The sequence below is a fragment of the Pseudohaliea sp. genome, assembly GCF_040217025.1.
Lineage (GTDB): Bacteria > Pseudomonadota > Gammaproteobacteria > Pseudomonadales > Halieaceae > Pseudohaliea.
Window position 1 is genome coordinate 39,482 of record NZ_JAVJOA010000011.1, and the last position, 22,392, is coordinate 61,873.

General features: G+C 70.5%; 24 protein-coding genes. 14 read left to right on the forward strand and 10 right to left on the reverse strand.

Annotated features, from left to right (window positions below; genetic code table 11):
* Positions 1–16: 16 nt before the first annotated feature.
* Positions 17–277: a DNA-directed RNA polymerase subunit omega gene (rpoZ, locus tag RKE50_RS15685; RefSeq protein WP_350037985.1), complete on the reverse strand. Its 261-nt coding sequence runs from the start codon at positions 275–277 to the stop codon at positions 17–19.
* A gap of 116 nt (positions 278–393) precedes the next feature.
* Positions 394–1,014, reverse strand: coding sequence for a guanylate kinase (gmk, locus tag RKE50_RS15690; RefSeq protein ID WP_350037987.1), 621 nt, complete (start codon positions 1,012–1,014; stop codon positions 394–396).
* Between the two features lie 188 nt (positions 1,015–1,202).
* Here gmk and RKE50_RS15695 point away from each other — a divergent pair, with 188 nt between their 5' ends.
* Complete coding sequence (locus tag RKE50_RS15695; protein ID WP_350037989.1) at positions 1,203–2,744, forward strand: NADH-quinone oxidoreductase subunit L; 1,542 nt, start codon at positions 1,203–1,205, stop codon at positions 2,742–2,744.
* Positions 2,741–5,176 (forward strand): YbcC family protein, encoded by a 2,436-nt coding sequence (locus tag RKE50_RS15700; protein ID WP_350037991.1) that lies wholly within the window; start codon positions 2,741–2,743, stop codon positions 5,174–5,176. Before RKE50_RS15695 ends, RKE50_RS15700 begins: the two co-directional genes overlap by 4 nt.
* A gap of 470 nt (positions 5,177–5,646) precedes the next feature.
* Here the strand turns inward: RKE50_RS15700 and RKE50_RS15705 are convergent, their stop codons facing one another.
* Positions 5,647–6,498: a YicC/YloC family endoribonuclease gene (locus RKE50_RS15705; protein WP_350037993.1), complete on the reverse strand. Its 852-nt coding sequence runs from the start codon at positions 6,496–6,498 to the stop codon at positions 5,647–5,649.
* 128 nt (positions 6,499–6,626) lie between these two features.
* On the opposite strand from RKE50_RS15705, the gene rph reads away from it, so the two are divergent.
* Complete coding sequence (gene rph, locus RKE50_RS15710) at positions 6,627–7,349, forward strand: ribonuclease PH (protein WP_350037995.1); 723 nt, start codon at positions 6,627–6,629, stop codon at positions 7,347–7,349.
* Positions 7,350–7,354: 5 nt separating this feature from the next.
* On the opposite strand, the gene RKE50_RS15715 is transcribed toward rph, so the two are convergent.
* The gene (locus RKE50_RS15715; RefSeq protein ID WP_350037997.1) at positions 7,355–8,119 is read right to left on the reverse strand and encodes an exodeoxyribonuclease III; all 765 of its coding nucleotides are present in this window, start codon (positions 8,117–8,119) and stop codon (positions 7,355–7,357) included.
* Between the two features lie 85 nt (positions 8,120–8,204).
* Here RKE50_RS15715 and pyrE point away from each other — a divergent pair, with 85 nt between their 5' ends.
* Both pyrE and RKE50_RS15725 read left to right on the forward strand, forming a co-directional pair.
* Positions 8,205–8,849 (forward strand): orotate phosphoribosyltransferase, encoded by a 645-nt coding sequence (gene pyrE, locus RKE50_RS15720; RefSeq protein WP_350037999.1) that lies wholly within the window; start codon positions 8,205–8,207, stop codon positions 8,847–8,849.
* A 38-nt stretch (positions 8,850–8,887) separates the two neighbouring features.
* Positions 8,888–9,553: a hypothetical protein gene (locus RKE50_RS15725; protein WP_350038001.1), complete on the forward strand. Its 666-nt coding sequence runs from the start codon at positions 8,888–8,890 to the stop codon at positions 9,551–9,553.
* Here RKE50_RS15725 and slmA read toward each other — a convergent pair.
* The 4 genes from slmA to coaBC form a co-directional block, all read right to left on the reverse strand.
* Positions 9,550–10,215, reverse strand: a complete 666-nt coding sequence (slmA, locus tag RKE50_RS15730; RefSeq protein ID WP_350038003.1) for a nucleoid occlusion factor SlmA — start codon at positions 10,213–10,215, stop codon at positions 9,550–9,552. The two genes, RKE50_RS15725 and slmA, sit on opposite strands and share 4 nt — an antisense overlap.
* Before the next feature lie 76 nt (positions 10,216–10,291).
* On the reverse strand, positions 10,292–11,194 hold the full coding sequence (gene argB, locus RKE50_RS15735; protein WP_350038005.1) for an acetylglutamate kinase: 903 nt from the start codon (positions 11,192–11,194) through the stop codon (positions 10,292–10,294).
* Between the two features lie 21 nt (positions 11,195–11,215).
* Positions 11,216–13,693, reverse strand: coding sequence for a phosphomannomutase/phosphoglucomutase (locus RKE50_RS15740; protein ID WP_350038007.1), 2,478 nt, complete (start codon positions 13,691–13,693; stop codon positions 11,216–11,218).
* 67 nt (positions 13,694–13,760) lie between these two features.
* Positions 13,761–14,984, reverse strand: a complete 1,224-nt coding sequence (gene coaBC, locus RKE50_RS15745; RefSeq protein WP_350038009.1) for a bifunctional phosphopantothenoylcysteine decarboxylase/phosphopantothenate--cysteine ligase CoaBC — start codon at positions 14,982–14,984, stop codon at positions 13,761–13,763.
* Positions 14,985–15,087: 103 nt separating this feature from the next.
* On the opposite strand from coaBC, the gene radC reads away from it, so the two are divergent.
* The 5 genes from radC (at position 15,088) to RKE50_RS15770 (ending at position 17,579) form a co-directional block, all read left to right on the forward strand.
* Positions 15,088–15,762 carry a RadC family protein gene (gene radC / locus RKE50_RS15750; protein ID WP_350038011.1) on the forward strand — a complete coding sequence of 225 codons (675 nt, stop codon included), beginning with the start codon at positions 15,088–15,090 and terminating at the stop codon, positions 15,760–15,762.
* 154 nt (positions 15,763–15,916) lie between these two features.
* Positions 15,917–16,153: a 50S ribosomal protein L28 gene (gene rpmB / locus RKE50_RS15755; protein WP_350038013.1), complete on the forward strand. Its 237-nt coding sequence runs from the start codon at positions 15,917–15,919 to the stop codon at positions 16,151–16,153.
* A gap of 26 nt (positions 16,154–16,179) precedes the next feature.
* On the forward strand, positions 16,180–16,335 hold the full coding sequence (rpmG, locus tag RKE50_RS15760; protein ID WP_035516806.1) for a 50S ribosomal protein L33: 156 nt from the start codon (positions 16,180–16,182) through the stop codon (positions 16,333–16,335).
* Between the two features lie 35 nt (positions 16,336–16,370).
* Positions 16,371–17,183 (forward strand): bifunctional DNA-formamidopyrimidine glycosylase/DNA-(apurinic or apyrimidinic site) lyase, encoded by an 813-nt coding sequence (mutM, locus tag RKE50_RS15765; protein ID WP_350038016.1) that lies wholly within the window; start codon positions 16,371–16,373, stop codon positions 17,181–17,183.
* Positions 17,184–17,240: 57 nt separating this feature from the next.
* Positions 17,241–17,579 (forward strand): hypothetical protein, encoded by a 339-nt coding sequence (locus RKE50_RS15770; RefSeq protein WP_350038018.1) that lies wholly within the window; start codon positions 17,241–17,243, stop codon positions 17,577–17,579.
* 12 nt (positions 17,580–17,591) lie between these two features.
* Here RKE50_RS15770 and coaD read toward each other — a convergent pair whose 3' ends face one another.
* On the reverse strand, positions 17,592–18,077 hold the full coding sequence (gene coaD / locus RKE50_RS15775) for a pantetheine-phosphate adenylyltransferase (protein ID WP_350038019.1): 486 nt from the start codon (positions 18,075–18,077) through the stop codon (positions 17,592–17,594).
* A 42-nt stretch (positions 18,078–18,119) separates the two neighbouring features.
* The gene (gene rsmD / locus RKE50_RS15780; protein ID WP_350038021.1) at positions 18,120–18,695 is read right to left on the reverse strand and encodes a 16S rRNA (guanine(966)-N(2))-methyltransferase RsmD; all 576 of its coding nucleotides are present in this window, start codon (positions 18,693–18,695) and stop codon (positions 18,120–18,122) included.
* A gap of 73 nt (positions 18,696–18,768) precedes the next feature.
* Between rsmD and ftsY the strand changes: the two genes are divergently transcribed.
* Genes ftsY through rpoH form a run of 4 tightly spaced genes read left to right on the forward strand, consistent with a single transcriptional unit; the run spans position 18,769 to position 22,391 of the window.
* A complete protein-coding gene (gene ftsY, locus RKE50_RS15785; RefSeq protein ID WP_350038023.1) occupies positions 18,769–19,821 on the forward strand; it encodes a signal recognition particle-docking protein FtsY in 1,053 nt (350 codons plus the stop codon).
* Between the two features lie 7 nt (positions 19,822–19,828).
* The gene (gene ftsE, locus RKE50_RS15790; RefSeq protein ID WP_350038025.1) at positions 19,829–20,491 is read left to right on the forward strand and encodes a cell division ATP-binding protein FtsE; all 663 of its coding nucleotides are present in this window, start codon (positions 19,829–19,831) and stop codon (positions 20,489–20,491) included.
* Positions 20,491–21,483, forward strand: a complete 993-nt coding sequence (gene ftsX, locus RKE50_RS15795; protein ID WP_350038027.1) for a permease-like cell division protein FtsX — start codon at positions 20,491–20,493, stop codon at positions 21,481–21,483. The genes ftsE and ftsX overlap by 1 nt, the downstream gene beginning before the upstream one ends.
* A 53-nt stretch (positions 21,484–21,536) precedes the next feature.
* The gene (rpoH, locus tag RKE50_RS15800) at positions 21,537–22,391 is read left to right on the forward strand and encodes an RNA polymerase sigma factor RpoH (protein ID WP_350038029.1); all 855 of its coding nucleotides are present in this window, start codon (positions 21,537–21,539) and stop codon (positions 22,389–22,391) included.
* The last annotated feature ends 1 nt before the right edge of the window (position 22,392 follow it).

Consider the following 22,392-nt stretch of genomic DNA (forward strand, 5'->3'; position numbering starts at 1 on the left):
CGCGATCACGACGGGATCAGAAGCTCTCGCTGGCACCCATGACTTCGGCGAGTTCTTCCTCGGCATCGAGCTCATCCTCGCGCGCCAGCATGTCGCCGGTCACCAGGCCCTCGGCGATTTCGCGCAGGGCGATGACGGTCGGCTTGTCGGACTCTTCCTGGACCAGCGGGTCCTTGCCCCCCGTCGCGATCTGGCGGGCGCGCTTGCTGGCCAGCATGACGAGTTCGAAGCGGTTTTCAACGCTCGCGAGGCAATCTTCTACGGTTACACGTGCCATGGCTATCGGGCTTCCTGGTCGACCTGTGGTTCGGCGCGCACAGACAGGCGGGCGCCGGAGAACGGCATAGTATACAGGAGCTTACCGCCCCCGGGGCAAGGGCTGCGCGAAGCGCCTCAGGCGAGCAGGCGGGCCAGGGTGTCGGCGTGGCGCTCGCCCTGGGCGCGGGTGCGCAGGCGGCAGCTCTGCACGATGGCGGCGAGCTCGTCCAGGGCGCGCTCGAAGTCGTCATTGAATACGAGGTAGTCGTACTCCACGTAGTGCGACATCTCGGCCACGGCCTGGGCCATGCGCCGGGCGATGGTTTCCGGATCGTCCTGGCCGCGGGCCGTCAGCCGTTCGTGCAGCGTTTCCCGGGACGGCGGCAGGATGAAGATGGAGCAGGTTTCCTGCATGAGCCGCTTCACCTGCTGGGCGCCCTGCCAGTCGATCTCGAGGATCACGTCCGTGCCGGCAGAGAGGCGCTCCTGCACCCAGGCCTGGGAGGTCCCGTAGCAGTTGCCGAAGACCTCGGCGTGCTCGAGGAAGGCGCCCTCGCCGAGCATCGCCTGGAAGGCGGCCGGCTCCACGAAGTGATAGTTCACGCCGTCGACCTCGCCGCGCCGCTGCGGCCGCGTGGTATGCGACACGGAGACCGTGAGCGCCGGTACCCGGGCAACCAGGGCCTCGACGAGACTCGTCTTGCCGGCCCCGCTGGGCGCGGAAATCGTGAAGAGGGTGCCGGTGGCCGTGCTCATGCTCTCGTTCCGTCGCCTGCGTCCCGGGGCCGCTAAAGGTATGCCAGCCGGGTCCGGGATTCAATCGCGCCAGCGGCCGGGGAAAGCCAGATATGAATTAAAAAAGAACGATAGAATAATAAATATCTATTTTACAGAATATTGTCCGGCCGCGATACTGCGCCCCATCGCTGACTCGGAGGTGCCCCATGACCGGAAACTGGACAGATCTCGCCCTGCTGCTCGTCCCCCTCGTCTACCTGCTGGCCGCCGGGCTGGCGGGGTTTGCCGCGCCGCGCGCCGGCTGGCGGCTGGTCCAGGGCGGCAACGCCCTGGCCCTGGCCCTGGCGCTGGGCCTCGACCTTGCGCCTCACCCCGTGTCCGGCTGGTTCCTGCACGACCCCGTGAACAGTATCGTGCTGTCCCTGGTCGCCTTCATCGGCCTGGTGGTCGCCCGCTTCTCGGCGCACTACCTCGACGGCGACGCGGGACAGGCCCGTTTCCAGCGCTGGCTGCAGGTCACCCTCGCCTGCGTGGCCGTGGTGGTCACCACCAACCATTACCTGGTCCTGCTCCTGGCCTGGGCGGGCATCAGCCTGAGCCTGCACCAGCTGCTGATGTTCTACCCGGAGCGCAAGCGCGCTGCCCTGGCGGCGCACAAGAAATTCCTCTTCGCCCGCCTGGCGGAGCTCTGCCTGGCAGCCGCCGGCTGCCTGCTCTACCTGGAGCACGGCACGCTGCACATCGACGGCATGCTCGCCGCCTACGCCGAGCCGGGCGTATCCCTGGGCCTTCGCGAGCAGCTGGCCGCGCTGCTGATCGCCAGTGCCGCCATGGTCAAGTGCGCGCAGTTCCCCATGCACGGCTGGCTGATCCAGGTGGTGGAAGCGCCCACGCCGGTCTCCGCCCTGCTCCATGCCGGGATCATCAACCTCGGCGGCTACCTGCTCCTGCTCATGGCGCCGCTCATGGCCCTCGCGGCGCCCGCCAAGGGGCTGCTGCTGGTGGTGGCGGGGCTCACCTGCGTGATTGCCGCGCTGGTCACCATGACCCGGGTCAGCATCAAGGTGCTGCTGGCCTGGTCCACGGTGGCGCAGATGGGCCTCATGCTGGTGGAGTGTGCCCTCGGCCAGTACGGCCTCGCGCTCCTGCACCTGGTCGCCCACTCCTGCTACAAGGCCTACTGCTTCCTCGCCGCCGGCGGCCAGGTCGAGGCCTACCTGCGGCAGCGGCTGGCGCCGCCGGCGCAGGCGCCGCGCGCTGCCGCGCCGGTCTTTGCCGGGGTGGTGATCGCCATCTTCGGCGGCCTCTTTGCCACCGGCTGGCTCACGCCCGATGCGAGCCTCTGGCTGCTCTTCGCCCTGATGGCCCTGGTGCTGGTGAGTGAGCGCGGCAGCACGCTGGTTCGCGGCTCCGCGCTCCGGGCACTGGCCGTGGCCGGCGGTCTCGCGGTCGCCTACGCCCTGCAGAAATTCGTCTTCACGGCGCTCGCACCGGCAGCGGTTGCGCCGGGTCTCGCCGCGATCCTCTGGTGCGTGGCCCTGTTCCTCGGCCTCCTCGGCGCCTACTGGGTGCTGCGCTGCCGGCCGGAGAGTGCCCTCGCCCGCCGCCTCTACCGCAATCTCTTCGCGGGCTTCTACCTCGATGAGTGGGCCACGCGGATCACCCTGGCTATCTGGCCGGCCCAGCTACCGCCGCGGGCTGCGAGCAAGCAAGTACTTACCATCAAGCAACTGGAGGGAACCCGATGAGCAGCAACGAAACGCGTATGGACGCCCTTCGCGAAGCGGTGACCGCCGCCGGGCGGCGGATCGCCCCGACCTGGCCGCTGGATCAGCTCATCGCCGTCAACCCCTGGTGGGAGCTGCGCGACAAGCCGCTGCCGGCGGTGGCCTCCCGCCTCGCCGCGCTCGGCCAGGTCAATTGCCTCATGCCGCGCAGCTGGTACCGCGCCCGCTGGCAGCGCGAGATCCGCTTCGAGCACCTGGCCGCCGCCCTCGCCGAGACCGGGCTGCCGCTGGACGAGAAGCAGCTGCTGGCCTGGCTCGACGGCGAGGACCAGCTCGCGCACTGGCACAACTTCAGCGACCAGGTGGACGGCACCCGGGACCTGGAGCGGCAGGTCAGCTGGCACGACGAGATCGTGCACCAGGTCAGCCAGTTCTGCGCCAGCGTGTTCAGCGGCGACACGCCGCTGCCCGCGGTGGCAGATACGGGGCTCTACCGCGAGTGGCTCGACGCGGTGCGCAACGATCGCGGCATCGAGATCATGATGGGCGAGCGCGGCCTGCACCGGCAGTTCGAGGCCCTGCCGGACGACGAGGATGCACTGTTCCAGGCGGCAGCCGAGGCCTTCGAGCTGGGCCCGGAACTCGCCGAGGATTACTTCCACGCGCTGCTGCTGGAGGTCAACGGCTGGGCGTCCTGGGTGGCGTACCTGCGCTGGCAGGCTAACCTCGCCGGCGGCGAGGACGACCGCATGCCCGCGCTGATCGCCATCCGGCTCGCCTGGGAACTGGTGCTCTGGCGCCACCACGGCGAGCAGCATGCGGAGACCGCGGCCATCGTGCGCCGCCAGTGGCGCCAGCAGTTCGACCGCCTGCCCGGGCTGCTTCGCCAGCACCGGGACGCGCAGAGACCGGCCTGGGTCTGGCAGCGCGCCGCCGAATTCGCCTTCCAGGGTTCGCTGCACGACAGCCTGCTGGCCCCGGTCCCCGCGGCGGCGCCAGCCGAGCGCCCGAGCCTGCAGGCCGTGTTCTGCATCGACGTTCGCTCGGAGGTCTACCGGCGCGCGCTGGAGGCCCAGGATCCGTCCATCCAGACGCTCGGCTTCGCCGGTTTCTTCGGCCTGCCCATCGCCTACGCCCCGGCGGGGAGCGCTTACGAGCGGCCGCAGCTGCCCGGGCTGCTGCCGTCGGCGCTGACGGCGGTCGAGGCCGGCGACGAGGCCGCCGTCGAGGCGCGCAGCCGCGGCTTCAACAGCCGCGCGCGCTGGGAGGCCTTCGGCAAGAAGGCCCCGGCGGCCTTCGGCTTCGTCGAGGCGGCCGGGATCGGCTACGCCCTGCGCCTGCTGCGCGAGAGTTTCGTCGGCGGCGCACCGGCCCACCCGGTGAACGAGCACTGCACCCACGGCGCCCGCTTCGAGCTGCGCCAGGACGGCCGTGCCCTCGACGCCGCGGCCCAGGCCGGGCTGGTCGCCGGCGTGCTCGGCGCCATGACCCTTACCCGCAACTTCGCGCCGGTGGTCCTCCTCGCCGGCCACGGCAGCAGCACGCGCAACAACCCGCACTTCGCCGGCCTCGACTGCGGTGCCTGCTGCGGGCAGACCGGCGAGGTCAATGTCCGCGTACTCGCGCAGGTCCTCAACGATGCCGACGTGCGCGCGCACCTGGCCAGCGATCACGGCATCCCGATCCCCGCCGATACCCGCTTCGTGCCGACCCTGCACGATACGACGACCGACGAGCTCCGCTTCTTCGAGGCGCTGCCGGAAACGGATGCACCCCTCGCCGACTGGATCGCCGCCGCCAGCGCCGCGACGCGGCGCGAGCGCGCCACCGCCCTCGGCGTCTCGCCGGCGCGGAGCGACAGCGACATCCCGGCCCGCAGCCGCGACTGGTCGCAGGTGCGCCCGGAGTGGGGCCTCGCGGGCAACGCCTGCTTCATCGTCGCGCCGCGCAGCCGCAGCCGCCACCTGAACCTCGGCGGCCGCAGTTTCCTGCACGACTACGACCGGCACGCCGACGCCGAGGCCGGCTACCCGGTGCTCGAGCTGATCATGACCGCGCCGATGGTGGTGACGCACTGGATCAACATGCAGTACAACGCCTCGGTCACGGACCCCACCCGCTACGGCTCGGGCAACAAGGTGCTGCACAACGTGGTCGGCGGCAACCTCGGTGTCTTCGAGGGCAACGGCGGCGACCTGCGCATCGGCCTCCCCCTGCAATCGGTGCACGACGGCGAGGACTGGGTCCACGCGCCGCTGCGCCTGTCGGTCTATCTCGATGCCCCGGCCGAGGCCATCGCGGCGATCGCCGAGAAGCACGAAGTGGTCCGCCAGCTCATCGACAACGAGTGGCTCTACCTCTTCCGCATCGACGACGAGGCCGGCGAGATCCAGCGCCTGCACCGCGGCCGGTGGTCTGTCGCCGGCTCCTCGGCGACATCGGCGGCGGCTTAGGATTCGGGCGGGAGCATTTGGCGCTCTCGGTTGGAGCTCTTGAGCGGCCCCCGGGGCGGCGAGCTGCCGGGAAGGGCCTCCCGGAACCGCTACAAGCACATCCATGTGCGCTCGACGCCGGCCGTCCATGGCCGGCGACGTTCCGGGAGGCCCTTCCCGGCACCCCGCCTTCTCGCAGGACCTCGCTGCGTTAAGCAGGCCCGGCGACCGTTCTGCCACGTTCCCGCATATCGGCAAGAGCGCCTCTGACTGGCTACACCCGGTTAGTGAATCGGTGACCACGGATGGGCCGGGCAGCGCCGTCCCGGCGAAGGCGTGCGCCGGAACGCCCGCCCGGGACCGTCGCGGGCCATGGATGGCCCGCGCCGAGCGCACATGGATGTGCTTGTAGCGTGTCCCGGGTGGGCGTTCCGGGGGACGCCGCCACCAACGCCAGCTATAAAATCACGGTTTCTAACCGACCAAAGCCACTACTCGATATTCTGAACCTGCTCCCGCATCTGCTCGATCAGGACCTTGAGCTCGATGGCGCCCTGGGTCTGGGCGATGCCGATGGACTTGGCGGAGAGGGTGTTGGCCTCGCGGTTGAGCTCCTGCATGAGGAAATCGAGGCGGCGGCCGCAGGGGCCGGCGGCGTCGAGGACGCGGCGGACCTCGGCGACGTGGGCGTCGAGGCGGTCGAGCTCCTCGTCGACGTCCGTCTTCTGGGCGAGGTAGGCGAGCTCCTGTTCCAGGCGGTCCGTGTCCAGGGATTCCGTCAACTCGGCCAGGCGCTGGCGCAGGCGGCCCTGCTGCTGCTCGCGGAGTGCCGGGAGCTGCTCGCGGACCGCGTCCACCTCGCGGGCGACCGCGTCGATGCGCTCGGCGACCAGGCGGTGGAGCTGCGTGCCCTCGCGGGTGCGGGTGTCCGCGAGCGAGGCCAGGGCCTCGTCGAAGACCGCGAGGGCGGCCGAGGCGAGGTCATCCTCCGCGGGGGCGGGCGTGCGGGCGACGCCGGGGAACTGGAGCACCGCGAGCGGGTCCGGCCTGGCTACCGTGTCCTCCTCGCCGGCGATCTCCCGGCAGGCATCGAGCACCTGGGCGAGGCGGGCGCGGTCCAGCTCGAGGGGGCGGTCCGCGGTGGTGGCCTGGAGGCGGACCAGGCAGTCCACCTTGCCGCGGGCGAGGGCCTTGCCCAGGCGCTCGCGGAGCGCCGGCTCCAGGGAGCGCAGCTCGTCGGCGAGCTTGAAGTGGCAGTCGAGGTAGCGGTGGTTCACGCTGCGCAGCTCCACCACCAGCGCACCGAAGGGCGTGCTGGCGCCGGCGCGGGCGAACGCTGTCATGCTGTTGACCATCGCTGCGCTGCCTCCAGGGTCTGCTAGACGGGCCGCCATGCTAGCACGGCGACGGTCCCGGGCCGGCTCACGTATACTCCCGGCCCGACGAAGTGAGACACAGACAAGGAGGCTCCATGCAGCGACCCAGCGGCCGCCGGCCGGACCAGTTGCGCGATATCGGCATCACCCGCCAGTTCACCCGCCACGCCGAGGGCTCCGTGCTCGTCGCCTTCGGGCACACGCAGGTCATCTGCACCGCCTCCGTGGAGGAGGGCGTGCCGCGCTTCCTCCGCGGGCAGGGGCAGGGCTGGCTCACGGCGGAGTACGGCATGCTGCCGCGCTCCACGGGGACGCGCATGGGCCGGGAGGCGGCGCGCGGCCGCCAGGGTGGCCGCACGCAGGAGATCCAGCGCCTGATCGGGCGCTCACTGCGCGCGGGGCTCGACCTGTCGAAGCTCGGCGAGTACACCATCACCATCGACTGCGACGTCATCCAGGCCGACGGCGGCACGCGCACGGCGGCGATCACCGGGTCCTGCGTGGCGCTGGTCGATGCGCTGAACGGTATGCAGCGCGACAAGCGGCTGCTGGAAGACCCGCTGCTCGGTCTCGTCGCGGCGGTCTCCGTCGGCGTCGTCGACGGCGTGCCGGTGCTGGACCTCGACTACGCCGAGGACTCCACGGCGTACACGGACCTGAACGTCGTGATGGGCGAGGACGGCGGTTTCATCGAGGTGCAGGGGACGGCGGAGGGTGCGCCCTTCGAGCGCGGCGCCCTCGATGCCATGCTCGACCTGGCGACCGCCGGTATCAGTGACCTGGTGGCGCGGCAGCGGGAGGCGCTCGCCGCCGGCTGAGGGGCTCAGACCTCCAGGTCGTAATCCATGATCAGCGGGGCGTGGCTGGAGAAGTGCTGCGTCTTGTTGATGGCGCCGTGCTCGACCTTGAAGCGCAGGCCCTCGGAGATGATCTGCAGGTCCGTGCGCCAGCCGGGGCCGTCGCGGTCGCCGTCGGGCCACCAGGTGAACTCGTCGCCATCCGAGTTGATCTCGCGGAAGGCGTCGGCGTAGCCGTTCGCCAGCAGCTCGTCCATCCACTGGCGCTCTTCGCCCAGGAAGCCGGGCTGGCCGCTGGCACTCTCCGTATCGGCAACATCGATGGCGCTGGGGGCGATCTGCCAGTTGCCGCAGATGATGAACTGGCGGCGCTTGTTACGGACCTTCTGCAGGTGGTGACCGTAGAGCTCGAAGAACTGCTCCTTGCGCGCCAGGGCGGCGCCGTCACCGGCGGGCGCCGCGGGTGCCAGCAGGCAGGCGACGCTGACGTCCTGGTAGTCGGCCTGGATGTAGCGGCCCTCCATGTCGAACTCGGCGAAGCCGAGCCCGGTCATGATGGCCTTGGGCAGCTTGCGGCAGTAGATGGCGACGCCGTTGGCCTTTCCGTCCACGTCGTCGAAGAAGTAGCCGTTGTAGTCCCGGGGGAAGTACTTGTCGTCCTGCAGGTCGTATTCTGAGCAGCGCAGGTCCTGGATGCAGATGAAATCCGCATCCTGTTCGCCAAGCCACTCGTAAAGCCCCTTTCCGGCCGCTTCCCTGAGGCCGTCAGCACTGAAGCTGATGATTCGCATTCCGTACCCCCTTGTCAGGGCGCTATGATACCGAATCGCGCCATGCCAGAATACTGAGTTGCATCAAGGAGTGGGCCCGCCATCCATGGAGGAATACCAGCGCGCTTTCATCGAGCTCGCGCGGCGCTACGACGTGCTGCGCTTCGGTGAGTTCACCCTCAAGTCGGGCCGTCGAAGCCCCTATTTCTTCAATGCCGGCGCCTTCGCCACGGGCGCCGCGCTGGCGACCCTGGGCCGCTGCTACGCGCACCGGATCGTCGATGCCGGCGTCGATTTCGACGTGCTCCTGGGCCCCGCCTACAAGGGCATTCCCCTGGCCGCGACCACGGCCGTCGCCCTCGCCGACCACCACGACCGCGACGTACCCTTCGCCTACAACCGCAAGGAGGCGAAGGACCACGGCGAGGGCGGATCGCTGGTCGGGGCGCCGCTCGAGGGCGGGGTACTGGTTATCGACGACGTGATTACCGCGGGCACGGCCGTGGGCGAGGTCATTGCCATGATCGAAGGCGCCGGGGCCCGGCTCGCCGGCGTGGTTATCGGCCTCGACCGGCGCGAGCGCGGGCAGGGCGAGCACTCCGCGGTGCAGGAGATCGCCGAGCGCCACGGCGTGCCGGTGCTCTCCATCGTGCACATGGGCCACCTCATCGACTGGCTCCGCGAGCGCGAGGATGCTCCCGCCGGCGCCGTCGAGGCCATGCTCGCCTACCGCGAGCAGTACGGCGTGTGACTTGTCCCCGCGTCCTGCGACGCCTATATTGCCGGGTAATGAGCGCGCGTATCGCGATTCCGGGGGTCTTCCTGGCCCTCCTTGCGGCTGTCACCGTCGAGGCCCAGCCGATGTACCGCTATATCAACGACGAAGGCAACGCCGTCGTCGCCTACCAGGTCCCCCCCGAGCACGTCGCCAAGGGCTACGAGGTCCTGAATGAGAAGGGCGTGATCGTCGACGTGGTCCCGCGCAGCCTCACCGCTGAAGAGCGGGCCAACATGACCAGCGAGGAGCGCCTGGCCCGGGAGGCCGAGGACGAGCGCAAGCGGCTGCAGGCGTGGGACCAGTCCCTGCTGCTGCGCTACAGCTCCGTGGAGGATATCGAGGCGGCCCGGGACCGGGCGCTTCGCGACCTGCGCATTCGCGTCAGTATCCTCAGGGGCAAGCAGCGCTCCCTGCGCCAGCAGGTGGAGAACTACCAGGCCCAGGCCGCCGACCAGGAGCGCCGGGGCGAGCCCGTGAGCGAGGCGCACCTCGAGGCGATCGAGGACCTGCGCCGCGACATGGCCCAGGCCCAGCGCTCCATGGTCGAGCGCGAGCGGGAGATCAGCGAGGTCGTGGCGTCCTACGAGCGCGATATCGAGCGCTTCCGCACGCTGCTCGAGGTGGTGGAACTGCGCAAGCGCATGGCCCGGAGCGACGGCACGGGCGCGGAGGACTAACCGGCGCTCGGCTCCTGCCGCGTCGCTTCCTGCTCCTGCCCCTGCCCGTGCTCGTCCCGCAGCGGGCGCGGGACCTCGCGAAAGAAACCCTCGAACAGGAACGACAGCTGCGCCGGCCAGTCGGCCGTGGGGCTGCGGCGGAAGCCGCTGCGCACGAACTGGGTCATCCGCCCCTCGGCGCTGGCCATGAGCAGGTTGGCCGCCGCGGGCAGGGGGAGCACCGGGCGCAGGCCCTCGTGCACCTCCGCGTCGCGCAGTACCTGGCGCAGCTGGGTCTCGTAGCGTTCGAACAGCTGTACCACGCGCTGGTGAAGCCGCGGGTTCTCCCCGGCGAGGGCATCGCCGGTCATGATGCGGGAAATACCGGGGTTGTGCTCCACGAAGCTGAGCAGCAGGCCGAGCATGTGTTCGCAGCGGGCCGCCGCGGCGGACTGCTCGCGCAGGATCAGCGCGATGCGCTCGAACAGGCTGTCCTCGATGAACTCGATGAGCCCCTCGAACATCTTCGACTTGCTGGGGAAGTGGCGGTAGAGCGCCGCCTCGGAAACGCCGACGCGCTCGGCCAGCCGCGCCGTGGTGATGCGGTCGCCGGGGTTGGCCTCGAGCATCTCCGCCAGCGCCTCGAGGATCTGCTGACGGCGCTGGGACTTACGTTGCGGCATGGGTGGGGGCTCTTCCAGGGTGCCCCCATCGTAGCCGGGGACCGGTAGCCCTGCAATACAGGTTCAGGATGCGGCCTCAGGTTCCCCGGCTGGTGATCTTCGTGCCCATGCCCTGGTCCGTGAAGATCTCGAGCAGCACCGCGTGCGGCACCCGCCCGTCGACGATGTGGGCGCTGGCGACACCGGACTTCACCGCCTCCAGGGCGCAGCTGATCTTCGGCAGCATGCCGCCGTGCACGGTGCCGTCGGCGATGAGTGCATCGACCTCGGCGGTGCTGAGACCGGTCAGCACCTTGCCGTCGCCGTCCATGAGGCCGGCGACGTTGGTGAGCAGCATGAGCTTCTCGGCCTGCATTACCTGGGCCAGCTTGCCGGCGACCAGGTCGGCGTTGATGTTGTAGCTCTGGCCCTCGTCGTCGCAGCCGATGGGGGCGATCACCGGGATGAAGTTGCTGTCGAGGATCACGTTGAGCATCTCCGTGTCCACCTGCCGCACTTCCCCCACGTGGCCGATGTCGATGATCTCCGGCGCCTCCAGCTCCGGGCCGCGGCGCTCGATGGTAAGCCGCCGGGCGCGGATGAGCTGGCCGTCCTTGCCGGTCACGCCGATGGCCTTGCCGCCGCTGCGGTGGATGGACGCGACGATTTCCTTGTTTACGCGGCCACCGAGCACCATTTCCACCACGTCCATGGTCTGCGAGTCCGTGACCCGCATGCCGTCCACGAACTCGCTCCTGATGTTCAGGCGCTCGAGGAGCGAGCCGATCTGCGGGCCACCGCCGTGGACCACGACCGGGTTCATGCCCACGAGCTTCATGAGCACGATGTCGCGGGCGAAGCTCTCGTGCAGCAGCGGGTCGACCATGGCGTTGCCGCCGAACTTCACGACGATGGTCTTGCCGGTGAAGCGCTGGATGTAGGGCAGCGCCTCGGTAAGGACCTGGGCGACCTGCAGGGCGGCGTCGGCGGAGAGTGACATGGCGTTCCCGGTGTGGATCGGTCAGAAGTTGGGGTCGAGGTCCGGGTGGACCTGCGCGAGCTGCTCGCGGAAGAGGCTCATGATCTCCTGCAGCGCGGTTTCGTCGTCGCCCTCGAAGCGCGCCGTGAGCGCGGCCGAGGTGTTGGAGGCGCGGAGCAGGCCCCAGCCGCGGGTGTAGTCGACGCGCACGCCGTCGAGGTCGTTGATGCGGCCGTCGCCGAAGTCCGCCTGCTGGCGGAAGCTCTCGACGAGCTGGAACTTCTGCGCCTCGTCCACGGGGATGATGATCTCCGGCGTGCTCGCGGAGTGATGGAACTGGGCGAGGAGCTCGTCCAGGGTGCTCTCGCTGCTGCTGACGATCTCGGCGAGCCGCGCGGCCGCGTAGAGGCCGTCGTCGAAACCGAACCAGCGCTCGCCGAACACCATGTGCCCGGAGAACTCGCCGCCGACCAGGGCGCCGGTCTCGGCGACTTTCTCCTTGATGTGGGTGTGACCGGTGCGCCAGAGCACCCCGCGCCCGCCGAGGCTGGTGACGAGCTGGGCGAGGTTGCGGGAACACTTCACGTCGTAGACCACGTCCGCCCCCGGGTTCCGCGTGATCACATCCTGGGCGAAGAGCATGAGCAGGTAGTCCGCGGGCACGATCTCGCCGCTGCCGGTCACCGCGGCCACCCGGTCGCCGTCGCCGTCGAAGGCGACGCCGAAGTCCGCGCCCTCCCGGCGCACCGCTGCCTGCAGGTCCGCGAGGTTGGCGGCCACGCTGGTGTCCGGCGGGTGGTTCGGGAAGCTGCCGTCGATGTCGCAGTAGAGCGGTATGACCTCGCAGCCCAGCTCCTCGAACAGCGTGGGCGCGAGGTGCCCGGTGGCGCCGTTGCCGGCGTCGACCACGATCTTCAGGGGCATGGCGATGGCGACGTCGCCGACGAGCTCATCGAGATAGTCGGAGGCCACATCGCGCTGGAGCTTGTGTCCGCTGCCCTGGCTGAACTTCCCGGAGAGGGCGATCTCGCGCAGGCGCTGGATGTCGCCGCTGGCCACGGGCTTGCGCTTCAGGTACAGCTTGACCCCGTTGTACTCCGCCGGGTTGTGGCTGCCGGTCACGATCAGCGCCGAGGTCGCGTCCTCGAACTGGTGCGCGGCGAAGTAGGCCAGCGGGGTCGGCACGAGGCCGATGTCGATGACGTCGCGACCCGCCTGCAGGAGTGCTCGCTCGAGGCCGGCCTTGATGCGGCCGCTGCTGGCGCGGCCGTCGTAGCCGAGCAGGAGGGTCTGCTCGCCCAGGTTTTCGGCCAGCGTGCCGATGGCGGCGCCGATGCGGTAGACCGTGTCGTCGTCGAGTTCCGTGTCGGCGATGCCTCGGATGTCGTAGGCGCGGAAGATGTGCGCCGGCAGCGCTTCCGCCGGGCCCGAGACCGCCTCCCGGCTCGGGGCGCTGGAAGCGGCCGCGGGCGCCGGGGCCTCCTGCACGCGGGGTACGCCATCCATGCGCGTCCGGCGCAGGGTCAGCTTGCGCAGGCTGCGGGCGATCGGGGCGAGTTCCGGTACCTTCAGCGTGTAGGGGGTGCGGTGTTCGGCGGCGGCCTCGGCCCGGGCCACCTCCCGGCGCAGCAGCGCCGGGTAGCGCCGGGCCACCAGGGCGAAGCCCGCGCTGCCGGCCAGGAGCAATAGGAGCAGCGCCAGCAGCGGCTGGGAGACCTTGTCCTCGAGGGAGGCAACGAGTGCCTCGCCCGGCGTGAACACCACGAACCAGGGCGTGCCCGCCACGGCGGCGCGCGCAGCCCGGTCGCCGGGGCCCGGACCGAAGACCCGGGTTTCCGCGCCGGCACCGCGGCCCTGCAGCCGCTGCAGCAGCGAGAAGGTGCCACCCTGGTCTTCCGGCGCCGCCAGGTTGTCGCGGAGCAGGCGCTCGTCGTAGCTCAGCAGGGCGACCAGCCGCTCGCCGTCACCGGCGAGCGCCCCGCGCTCGGCGAAGGAGTAGAGCCACCGCTCCCCGGCCCGGTAGGCTTCCGGCATGGTGGGTTCGCCGTTCGAGGCGCGGCGGACGAGGTCGATCTCGATGTGGTTCTCGAGGCCGCCCTCGCCCTCCTGGAGCCCGGCGGTGCCGAGGTCGTCGAGGGCGAAGACGCGCAGGCCCACGGCATCGGGAAAACCGTCCAGCGCAGCCGCCGCGGCGCCGGCCAGGGTGTCGGGCGTCGGCCCGGGCGGCAGCGCGGAGAACTCGTCACTGGCAAGCATGGACTGAAGCCGCGCCTGTACCGCCGCGGCCTGCGCGGCGACCGCCTGCGCCCGGCTGGCGGCGTAGCCCGCCGCGACTTCGTCGACCAGTTCACGCTCCAGCGCCGGCTGGCGCAGGATGAGCAGCCAGGCCAGCAGGAGCACGGCGGGGATCAGCAGCAGGGCGAAGCCGCTATAAAGGATGCCGTAGAGCCCGTTGCCCGCGGCGTCGATACCGTGCAGGCGGCGGCTGTCGCTGTTGCGTTGCTGTTCTTTTTTTAGCATGGCTTCAACTTGAGCATGGCTTCAACATGGCAGCCGGAGCCCCCGCTGCATCATAAACCGGCGCGGATCACGGGGAAACGACCGCGGCACCGCGGGTCGCGCGGTAGCGTTCGGCGATGTGCTGGACGATGGCGCGGGCAAGGCTGCCTTTTCCCGCCCGCGGCAGCGGCGCTTCGCCGCCGGCCCAGAGCAGGGTGACCGCGTTGTCGTCACTGTTGAAGCCGATACCCTCGGCGGAGACATCGTTGGCGACCACCAGGTCGAGGCCCTTGCGCTCCAGCTTGCCGCGGGCGTAGGCGAGGATGTCCCGGGTCTCGGCGGCGAAGCCCACGGTGAAGGGGCGCGGGTCGGCCGCCGCTACCGTGGCGACGATGTCCGGGTTGCGCACCAGGGTGAGGCTCAGCCGTTCCTCGTTCTTCTTTATCTTGTCGTCGGCGGCGTGCTCCGGCCGGTAGTCGGCGACCGCGGCGCAGGCGATGAAGATATCGCACGCCGGCAGCAGGGCGAGGCAGGCCTCGAGCATCTCGCGGGCGCTCTCCACGTCCGTACGCGCCACGTGCGGCGGCGTCGGCAGCGTCACCGGGCCGCTGACCAGCGTCGTGTGGGCGCCGGCGTCCACGCAGGCGGCGGCCAGGGCGAAGCCCATCTTGCCGGAGCTGTGGTTGGACAGGTAGCGCACCGGGTCCAGCGCCTCCCGCGTGGGGCCGGCGGTGATCACCACGCGCAGGCCGGCGAGGGCGCCGTGCTCGAACAGGCCCGCGGCGTGCTCGGCAATCGCCTGCGGTTCGCTCATGCGCCCGGTACCCACCTCGCCACAGGCCTGGTCCCCGTCCGCGGGGCCGACCCGGTGAATACCGCGCGCCTCGAGGGTGCCGATATTGGCCGCGGTGGCGGCGTCGGCCCACATCTGCTGGTTCATGGCCGGCGCCACGAGTACCGGCGCCGCCGTCGCCAGGGCGACGGTGGTCAGGAGGTCGTCGGCGCGGCCGGCGGCGAGGCGGGCGAGGCAGTCGGCCGTGGCGGGGGCGATGAGCAGCAGGTCGGCCCAGCGGGCGAGCTCGATATGGCCCATGCCGCGCTCGGCCTCCTCGTCGAGGAGGTCCCGGTGCACCGGGTGCGTCGACAGGGCCTGCATCGTGAGGGGCGTGATGAAGGCCTCGGCGCCGCGGGTCATGATCACCCTCACGTCGGCCCCGCGCGCCTGCAGTTCGCGCACGAGGAAGGCGGCCTTGTAGGCGGCGATGCCGCCGCAGACGCCAAGGACGACATTGCGATTGAAAAGATGTGCCATCGCGGGCCCCGGGCTGGGAAAATCGGGCGTGTGAAGGGCGGGAAGATAGCACAAGGCTCTCCGCCGGACACGGTTCGCGCAAAGCCCAGGGAGGGGCTGCCACATGGCGATCGACGACTGGCCGCGGGGTGAGGGGCCGCGCGAAAAGCTGCACCTGCACGGCCCCGGGGTGCTCTCCGATGCGGAGCTCCTCGCGGTGGTGCTGCGCACCGGGCGGCGTGGCGTGAGCGCCCTCGGCCTCGCCCGCGCCCTGCTGGAGCGCGGCGGCGATCTCGCCGGGGTGCTGGCCATGGACGCCGCCGCCCTGGAGGCGGAGCCCGGGGTGGGCAGCGCCAAGGTCGCGCAGCTGCAGGCCGCGGTGGAGCTGGCCAGGCGCAGCGTCGAGCAGCAGCTGCGCCGGGCCGACGTGATGAGCAGCCCCCGGCATACCCGGCGCTTCCTGCAGCACCACCTGGCGGCGCGGACCCGCGAGGTCTTCACCTGTCTTTTCCTCGACAGCCAGCACCGGCTGCTGCGCTGCGAGGACCTGTTTCTCGGTACCCTCGACGGGGCCGCCGTCTATCCCCGGGAGGTGGCGGTGCGCGCCCTGCAGCACCGGGCGGCGGCGGTGATCCTCGCCCACAACCATCCCTCGGGGGTCGCCGAGCCCAGCCACGCGGACCGGCGCATCACCGAGCGCCTGCAGGCCGGCCTCGGCCTCCTCGACATCCGGGTACTGGACCACGTGATCGTCGGCCGCGGCGAGGCCTTCTCTTTCGCGGAACAGGGGCTGCTCTGAAACGCCACATCAGTCCTTGCGGACCCCCCGACCTTCTGGTATAAAGTCGCGCTCCGCGCGGCAGGCCCCCCGAACCGAGGTGAGATGTGCCCCGCCGCCCCACAGTTTTGCAGGCCCCCGGCGTGTAGGTCCCCGGGTCCCGAAGGAGACAACGATGGCACGAGTCTGTCAGGTCACCGGCAAGCGCCCGGTCACCGGTAACAACGTATCGCACGCCAAGAACCGGCGTCGCCGCCGCTTCCTGCCGAACCTGCACCAGCATCGCTTCTGGGTGGATTCGGAGAAGCGCTTTGTCACCCTGCGCGTCTCGAGCAAGGGTATGCGCATCATCGACAAGAAAGGCATCGACACCGTCCTGGGCGAACTGCGCGCCCGTGGCGAGAAAGTCTGAGCACGGCTGGCTGAAGGAGCACGATCATGAGAGAAAAGATCCGCATGAATTCCACCGCCGGCACCGGGCATTTCTACACCACGGACAAGAACAAGCGCACCACGCCGGACAAGCTGGAAATGAAGAAATTCGACCCCGTCGTTCGCAAGCACGTGATCTACAAGGAAGGCAAGATCAAGTAGGGCGCCTGCGAGCACGCTAGACCCCGGCACCGCCCGTGCCGGAACTCCCCGAAGTCGAAACCACCCGCCGCGGCCTAGCACCGCACGCCGTGGGCGAGCGCGTCCTCGCGGTCACCGTCCGCGAGCCGCGGCTGCGCTGGCCCGTGGACCCGGCGCTGCCCGCCGCACTCGCCGGCCAGCGGGTCGACGCCATCGACCGGCGCGCCAAGTACCTGCTCTTTCGCACCGCCGCCGGGCGCCTGGTGGTGCACCTCGGCATGTCCGGCTCCGTGCGCGTGCTGCCCGCCGACACCGCGCCGGCGCTGCACGATCACATCGACATCGTCCTCGAGAGCGGGGTCGCCCTGCGCTACAACGACCCGCGCCGCTTCGGCAGCTTTCACTGGCTCCCGGGAGACGCCGGCCACCCCCTGCTGGACCACCTCGGCCCCGAGCCGCTCGGCGATGCCTTCGACGGCGCGTACCTGTACCGCCTCTCCCGCGGGCGGCGGGCCCCGGTCAAGGCCTTCATCATGGATTCCCGGGTCGTGGTCGGCGTGGGCAACATCTACGCGGCCGAATCCCTCTTCCTCGCCGGTATCTCGCCCCGGCGCCCGGCCGGGCGTATCGGTGCCGCGCGCTACGACGCCCTCGCCGGGCACATCCGCGCCGTGCTCGCGGCCGCCATCGCCCAGGGCGGGACCACCCTGCGCGATTTCGTCGGCAGCGACGGCCGCCCGGGCTACTTCGCGCAGCAGCTGTGGGTCTACGGCCGCGCGGGCGAGCCCTGCCGGCGCTGCGGGGCCCCGCTGCGGGAGCGGCGCATCGCCCAGCGGGCCAGTGTCTACTGCGTAGCCTGCCAGCGGTGAACGGGCTACACTAACGGCGATAAAGGGAGCGGACCACCCGGTCCGGGGGAGAGAAACATGAAGCTTCTTGAGCGACTGCCCGCCTTGCTGCTGGCCCTGGTGATCGTCGCACCGACGGTCCACGCCCAGTCCGTGGACGAAAAACCCAACGGTTTCGCCATGGTCGGCGACCTCGTCGTCGCCCGGCCCATCGGCCTGGTCATGACCGCGGTCGGGGCCGCGGCCTTCGTGGTCAGCCTGCCGTTCACCGCCCTGGCGGGCCACGTGAGCGAGTCTGCCGAGACCCTGGTGCTCGGGCCCGGTGAGGCCACCTTCATGCGCTGCCTGGGCTGCCGCGAGCCGGGCTACACCTACAAGGACAAGGAACTCCGGGACGCCCGCGGGCAGAACGACTGATCCGGGACCGGGTCAGTCCGCGAAGCGTGCCGCCAGTGCCTCCGCGACCGACGGGGGCACGAAGGGCTCGACGTTGCCGTTGAGAGCGGCGATCTCCCGCACCAGCGACGACGAAATGTAGGACAGGTGCTCCGAGGGCGTCAGGAAGATGCTCTCGAACTCGGGGTAGATGGCCCGGTTCATGTTCGCCAGCTGGAACTCGTACTCGAAATCCGCTACCGCGCGCAGCCCCCGCAGCACGCAGCGCGCGCCGAGGCTCCGGGCGAAGTCCGTGAGCAGGTTGCTGAAGCCCTGCACCTCCACGTTGGGCAGGTGCGCAAGGGAAGTCTCGCAGAGCGCGACGCGCTGCTCCAGGTTGAACAGCGGCGTCTTTTTCTCACTGTAGGCAATGGCCACGACCACGCGGTCGAAGAGCCGGGCAGCGCGCTCGGCCAGGTCGACGTGTCCGTTGGTGATCGGGTCGAAGGTCCCCGGGTAGATCACCGTTTCCCGACTCATGGCAGCGGTTCCCTGCGGCTGAAGGCGCCGATGGTAAACAATTCACCCGGGGGCCACAAACGGCCGGTAGAGGCCGAACTGCACGCCCCCGCCCTTGCCGCTGCGGTGGCAGGTCCAGCCCCCGGGCAGCAGCGCGGCGGGGTCGCGCTGGTCCGTTTCCACGTAGACCAGCGTGCCCTCGTGACAGAGCGGCGCGAGCTCCGTGCTCACCCGGGCCAGCGCGTCGCCGGCGAACGGCGGGTCGAGAAAGATGAGGTCGAAGGGGCCCTCGCCCGGGGTGAGAAAGCGCTCCGCGCGCTCGCAGCGGCAGTCGGCGCGGTCCAGGGCGCCGAGGGTGTCGAGGACGGCGCGCAGGCGCTCCATGGCCTGCCGGTCGCTGTCCACGAAGGTGACCGCTGCGGCGCCGCGGGACAGGGCCTCGAGGCCGAGCGCGCCGCTGCCGGCAAACAGATCGAGGCAGCGGGCCCCGGGCACGACGGCCTGCAGCCAGTTGAAGAGGGTTTCGCGAACGCGGTCCGCCGTGGGCCGCAGCCCCGGGCGGTCGGCTACCGCCAGGCGCCGGCCGCGCCACTGGCCGCCGATGATGCGGATGCCGCCTCTGCCCCTCCCTGCCGCCATTTTTCCCGCCTGTGCCACGGTGATAGCATAGGCGCCCCGCGGGCGCCCGCCCGCGCACTCTAGCACGGCCGACATGAAGTTCTTCAAGCGCAGGAAAGGCGCTGCCGACGAGGGCGCCGAGGCGCCTGCGACCGACAGCGCCACCCCATCCGAAAGCCCCGCGGAACCGCCCGCCGAGGCGCTGCCGGCGGATGAAGAGAAGGCCCGCCCCGGTTTCTTCAGCCGCCTGCGCCGCGGTCTCGGCCGCACCAGCGACAACCTCGTGGCCGGCCTCGGCAACCTGTTTCTCGGGCGCAAGGAAATCGACGCCGAGCTCCTCGAGGAGCTCGAGTCCCGGCTGCTGCTGGCGGACGTCGGCGTGGACGCCACCGTGCACATCATCGAGCAGCTCACGCAGCGCGTCTCGCGCAGGGAGCTGACCGAGCCCGAGGCCCTGCGCGACGCGCTGCGCGAGGAACTGCTGGCCATCCTCGAGCCCTGCGAGCGGCCGCTCGCCGTCGGCGGCGCCGCGCCCTTCGTGATCCTCATGGTCGGGGTGAACGGTGTGGGCAAAACCACCACCATCGGCAAGCTGGCCCGCCGCTTCCAGGACGAGGGCCGCTCGGTGATGCTCGCCGCCGGCGACACGTTCCGCGCCGCCGCCGTGGAGCAGCTGCAGGTCTGGGGCGATCGCCATGACGTCCCGGTGATCGCCCAGCACACCGGTGCCGACAGCGCCTCGGTGCTCTACGACGCCTTTGCCGCCGCCCGCGCCCGCGGCGTGGATGTGCTCATCGCCGATACGGCCGGCCGGCTGCACAACAAGGACCACCTCATGGACGAGCTGCGCAAGGTGGTGCGCGTCCTCGGCAAGCTCGACCCGGCCGCACCCCACGAGGTGATGCTGGTTCTCGATGCGGGCACCGGGCAGAACGCCCTCGCCCAGGCGGACACCTTCACGGAGGCCGTGGGCGTGACCGGTATCACCCTTACCAAGCTCGACGGTACCGCCAAGGGCGGCATCATCTTCGCCATTGCCCGCAAGCTGGGCCTGCCGATCCGCTTCATCGGTGTCGGCGAAACCGCGGAGGACCTGCGCCCCTTCGTCGCCGGTGAGTTCATCGACGCGCTCTTCGACCGGACCTGAGCCCGCGGTGATTACCTTCGAGCGGGTCAGCAAGCGTTTCGAGGGCGGCCACGACGCGCTCCGCGATGTCTCCTTCGAGATCGGCGCCGACGAGCTGGTGTTTCTCACCGGCCACTCCGGCGCCGGCAAGACGACGCTACTGCGCCTGGTCATGCTGCTCGAGCGGCCCACCCGGGGCCGCGTGGTGGTGAACGGCCGCGACGTCTCGCGCATCGCCCGTCGCGGCATTCCGGCGCACCGCCGCGAGGTCGGCGTGGTGTTCCAGAACCACCGGCTGCTCTTCGACCGCAGTGTTTTCGACAACGTGGCCCTGCCGCTGTATATCGCCGGCTATGACCACCGCGAGGTCGGCAAGCGCGTGCGCGCCGCCCTGGACAAGGTCGGCCTGCTCCGCCACGAGCGGGCCATGCCCGTGACCCTGTCCGGCGGCGAGCAGCAGCGCGTGGGCATCGCCCGCGCCGTGGTCGGCCGGCCGCCGGTGCTGCTCGCCGACGAGCCCACGGGCAACCTTGACCCGGCCCTGTCGGCGGAGATCATGACCCTGTTCGAGGATTTCTCCCGCGTCGGCGTCACGGTGCTTATCGCCAGCCACGATCTCGCGCTGATTTCCCGGCTGCGGCACCGGATCATCACCCTCCGCGAGGGGCGCCTGATGGGGGCGCCGGCCTGATGGCGGCCCGGCCCGCGCGCCGCGAGGGCGCACGCCGGGAGGGCGCGCGCGTGCAGCGCACGCGGGTCTCGCACCGGTTCAACGCCTGGGTGCGCCATCACCGCCTGTCCGCCGCCGACAGCCTGCGCCGGGTGCTCGAGCGGCCCACGGCAAGCCTGCTGACCTGGCTGGTGGTGGGCATTGCGCTCGCGCTGCCGGTGAGCCTGGCCCTGTCCCTGGACAACCTGCGCGCCCTCGGGGGCCGGGTGGACAGCCAGGCCCAGCTCTCCGTGTTCCTCCGGCCCGCGGTCGACGCCGTCGCCGGGCAGGCGCTGGCCGAGGAGCTCGGCCAGCGCGCGGAAATCGCCGCGGCGACCTTCCGCTCCCGGGAAGAGGCGCTGGAGGAGTTCCGCGCCCGTTCCGGTTTCAGCGACGTGCTCGGCGGCCTCGAGGACAACCCCCTGCCCCACCTGCTCCTTGTCGTCCCCCGGGACCCGGCGCAGGCGGCGGCGCTGGCTGAGGAAATCGGTGCGCTCGCGACTGTCGACGAAGTGATCCTCGACCTCGCCTGGCTCGAGCGCCTGCGGCGGCTCACCGAGCTCGGCGCGCGCCTGGTGCTGGTGGCGGCGCTGCTGCTGGCCGCCGGGGTCCTGCTGGTGCTCGGCAACACGATCCGCCTCGCCGTGGAGGGCCGCCGGGAGGAGATCGAGGTCACCCGCCTCGTGGGCGCGTCCGATGCTTTCGTGCGCCGGCCCTTCCTCTATTCCGGCCTGTGGTATGGCATCGGCGGCGGCGTCGTCGCCGCGCTGCTCGTGGCCGCGGTGTTCGCGGCGCTGCGCGGCCCGGTGGCGCAGCTGGCCGAGGCCTACGGGGCGGACTGGCGGCTGGCCGGCCTGGGCCTCATCGATGCGTTCGGGCTGGTGCTGGCGGGCGGCGCGCTCGGCCTCATCGCCGCCTGGCTGGCCGTGGGCCGGCACCTGCGGCTGGACCCCGGGGAACTTCCAGGAAATTAGCACTCTAATACGCCGAGTGCTAAACTTGAGCACCAGTTTCGGAGGGGAACCGCATGAGTACCCAGCTTCAGCCCATCGACCAGATGGCACCGGGGGCCAACCTTGCCGCCTACGTACAGGCGGTGGCCAGCATCCCGGTACTGAGCGCCGAGCGCGAGCAGGAACTCGCGCGGCAGCTCCATTACCAGAACGACGTGCAGGCCGCGCGTGAGCTGGTCATGTCCCACCTGCGTTTCGTGGTGCATATCGCCCGCAGCTACAGCGGCTACGGCCTCGCCGAGGCGGACCTGATCCAGGAAGGCAACGTCGGCCTGATGAAGGCCGTGAAGCGCTTCGACCCGGAAAAGGGCGTGCGCCTCGTGTCCTTTGCCGTGCACTGGATCAAGGCCGAGATCCACGAGTACATCCTGCGCAACTGGCGCATCGTCAAGGTCGCCACGACCAAGGCGCAGCGCAAGCTGTTCTTCAACCTGCGCAGCGCCAAGAAGAGCCTGGCCTGGCTCACCGCCGCGGAGGCCCAGGCCGTCGCCGATGACCTCGGCGTCAACGTGCAGGAAGTCCAGCGCATGGAGGGCCGCCTCTCCAGCCGCGACCTCGCTTTCGACGCGCCGGCGGACAGCGACGACGAGGACGGCTGGCAGGCGCCGCAGTACTACCTCGAAGACCAGGGCGGTGACCCGGCTGCCGCGGTCGAATCCGAGGACTGGCGCGCCCGGAGCGAAGGGCAGCTGCAGGAGGCCCTGCGCAACCTCGACGAGCGCAGCCGCGACATCGTCGCCCGGCGCTGGCTCGCCGACGACAAGGCCACGCTGCACGAGCTGGCGGCCGAGTACGGGGTCTCCGCCGAGCGCATCCGTCAGCTCGAGCAGGCGGCCATGAAGAAGCTGCGGACCGCCATCGCCGCCTGAC

Excerpts from the sequence above, each read along its gene's own strand:
- radC (WP_350038011.1), top strand. The coding sequence starts at position 15,088 with ATGGCGATCGACGACTGGCCGCGGGGTGAGGGGCCGCGCGAAAAGCTG.
- rpoH (WP_350038029.1), top strand. The coding sequence starts at position 21,537 with ATGAGTACCCAGCTTCAGCCCATCGACCAGATGGCACCGGGGGCCAAC.
- RKE50_RS15725 (WP_350038001.1), top strand. The coding sequence starts at position 8,888 with ATGAGCGCGCGTATCGCGATTCCGGGGGTCTTCCTGGCCCTCCTTGCG.
- rpmG (WP_035516806.1), top strand. The coding sequence starts at position 16,180 with ATGAGAGAAAAGATCCGCATGAATTCCACCGCCGGCACCGGGCATTTC.
- slmA (WP_350038003.1), bottom strand. The coding sequence starts at position 10,215 with ATGCCGCAACGTAAGTCCCAGCGCCGTCAGCAGATCCTCGAGGCGCTG.
- RKE50_RS15715 (WP_350037997.1), bottom strand. The coding sequence starts at position 8,119 with ATGCGAATCATCAGCTTCAGTGCTGACGGCCTCAGGGAAGCGGCCGGA.
- coaBC (WP_350038009.1), bottom strand. The coding sequence starts at position 14,984 with ATGGCACATCTTTTCAATCGCAATGTCGTCCTTGGCGTCTGCGGCGGC.
- RKE50_RS15695 (WP_350037989.1), top strand. The coding sequence starts at position 1,203 with ATGACCGGAAACTGGACAGATCTCGCCCTGCTGCTCGTCCCCCTCGTC.
- ftsY (WP_350038023.1), top strand. The coding sequence starts at position 18,769 with ATGAAGTTCTTCAAGCGCAGGAAAGGCGCTGCCGACGAGGGCGCCGAG.
- RKE50_RS15700 (WP_350037991.1), top strand. The coding sequence starts at position 2,741 with ATGAGCAGCAACGAAACGCGTATGGACGCCCTTCGCGAAGCGGTGACC.
- ftsX (WP_350038027.1), top strand. The coding sequence starts at position 20,491 with ATGGCGGCCCGGCCCGCGCGCCGCGAGGGCGCACGCCGGGAGGGCGCG.
- RKE50_RS15705 (WP_350037993.1), bottom strand. The coding sequence starts at position 6,498 with ATGACAGCGTTCGCCCGCGCCGGCGCCAGCACGCCCTTCGGTGCGCTG.
- rpmB (WP_350038013.1), top strand. The coding sequence starts at position 15,917 with ATGGCACGAGTCTGTCAGGTCACCGGCAAGCGCCCGGTCACCGGTAAC.
- gmk (WP_350037987.1), bottom strand. The coding sequence starts at position 1,014 with ATGAGCACGGCCACCGGCACCCTCTTCACGATTTCCGCGCCCAGCGGG.
- rpoZ (WP_350037985.1), bottom strand. The coding sequence starts at position 277 with ATGGCACGTGTAACCGTAGAAGATTGCCTCGCGAGCGTTGAAAACCGC.
- argB (WP_350038005.1), bottom strand. The coding sequence starts at position 11,194 with ATGTCACTCTCCGCCGACGCCGCCCTGCAGGTCGCCCAGGTCCTTACC.
- rph (WP_350037995.1), top strand. The coding sequence starts at position 6,627 with ATGCAGCGACCCAGCGGCCGCCGGCCGGACCAGTTGCGCGATATCGGC.
- RKE50_RS15770 (WP_350038018.1), top strand. The coding sequence starts at position 17,241 with ATGAAGCTTCTTGAGCGACTGCCCGCCTTGCTGCTGGCCCTGGTGATC.
- coaD (WP_350038019.1), bottom strand. The coding sequence starts at position 18,077 with ATGAGTCGGGAAACGGTGATCTACCCGGGGACCTTCGACCCGATCACC.
- RKE50_RS15740 (WP_350038007.1), bottom strand. The coding sequence starts at position 13,693 with ATGCTAAAAAAAGAACAGCAACGCAACAGCGACAGCCGCCGCCTGCAC.
- rsmD (WP_350038021.1), bottom strand. The coding sequence starts at position 18,695 with ATGGCGGCAGGGAGGGGCAGAGGCGGCATCCGCATCATCGGCGGCCAG.
- pyrE (WP_350037999.1), top strand. The coding sequence starts at position 8,205 with ATGGAGGAATACCAGCGCGCTTTCATCGAGCTCGCGCGGCGCTACGAC.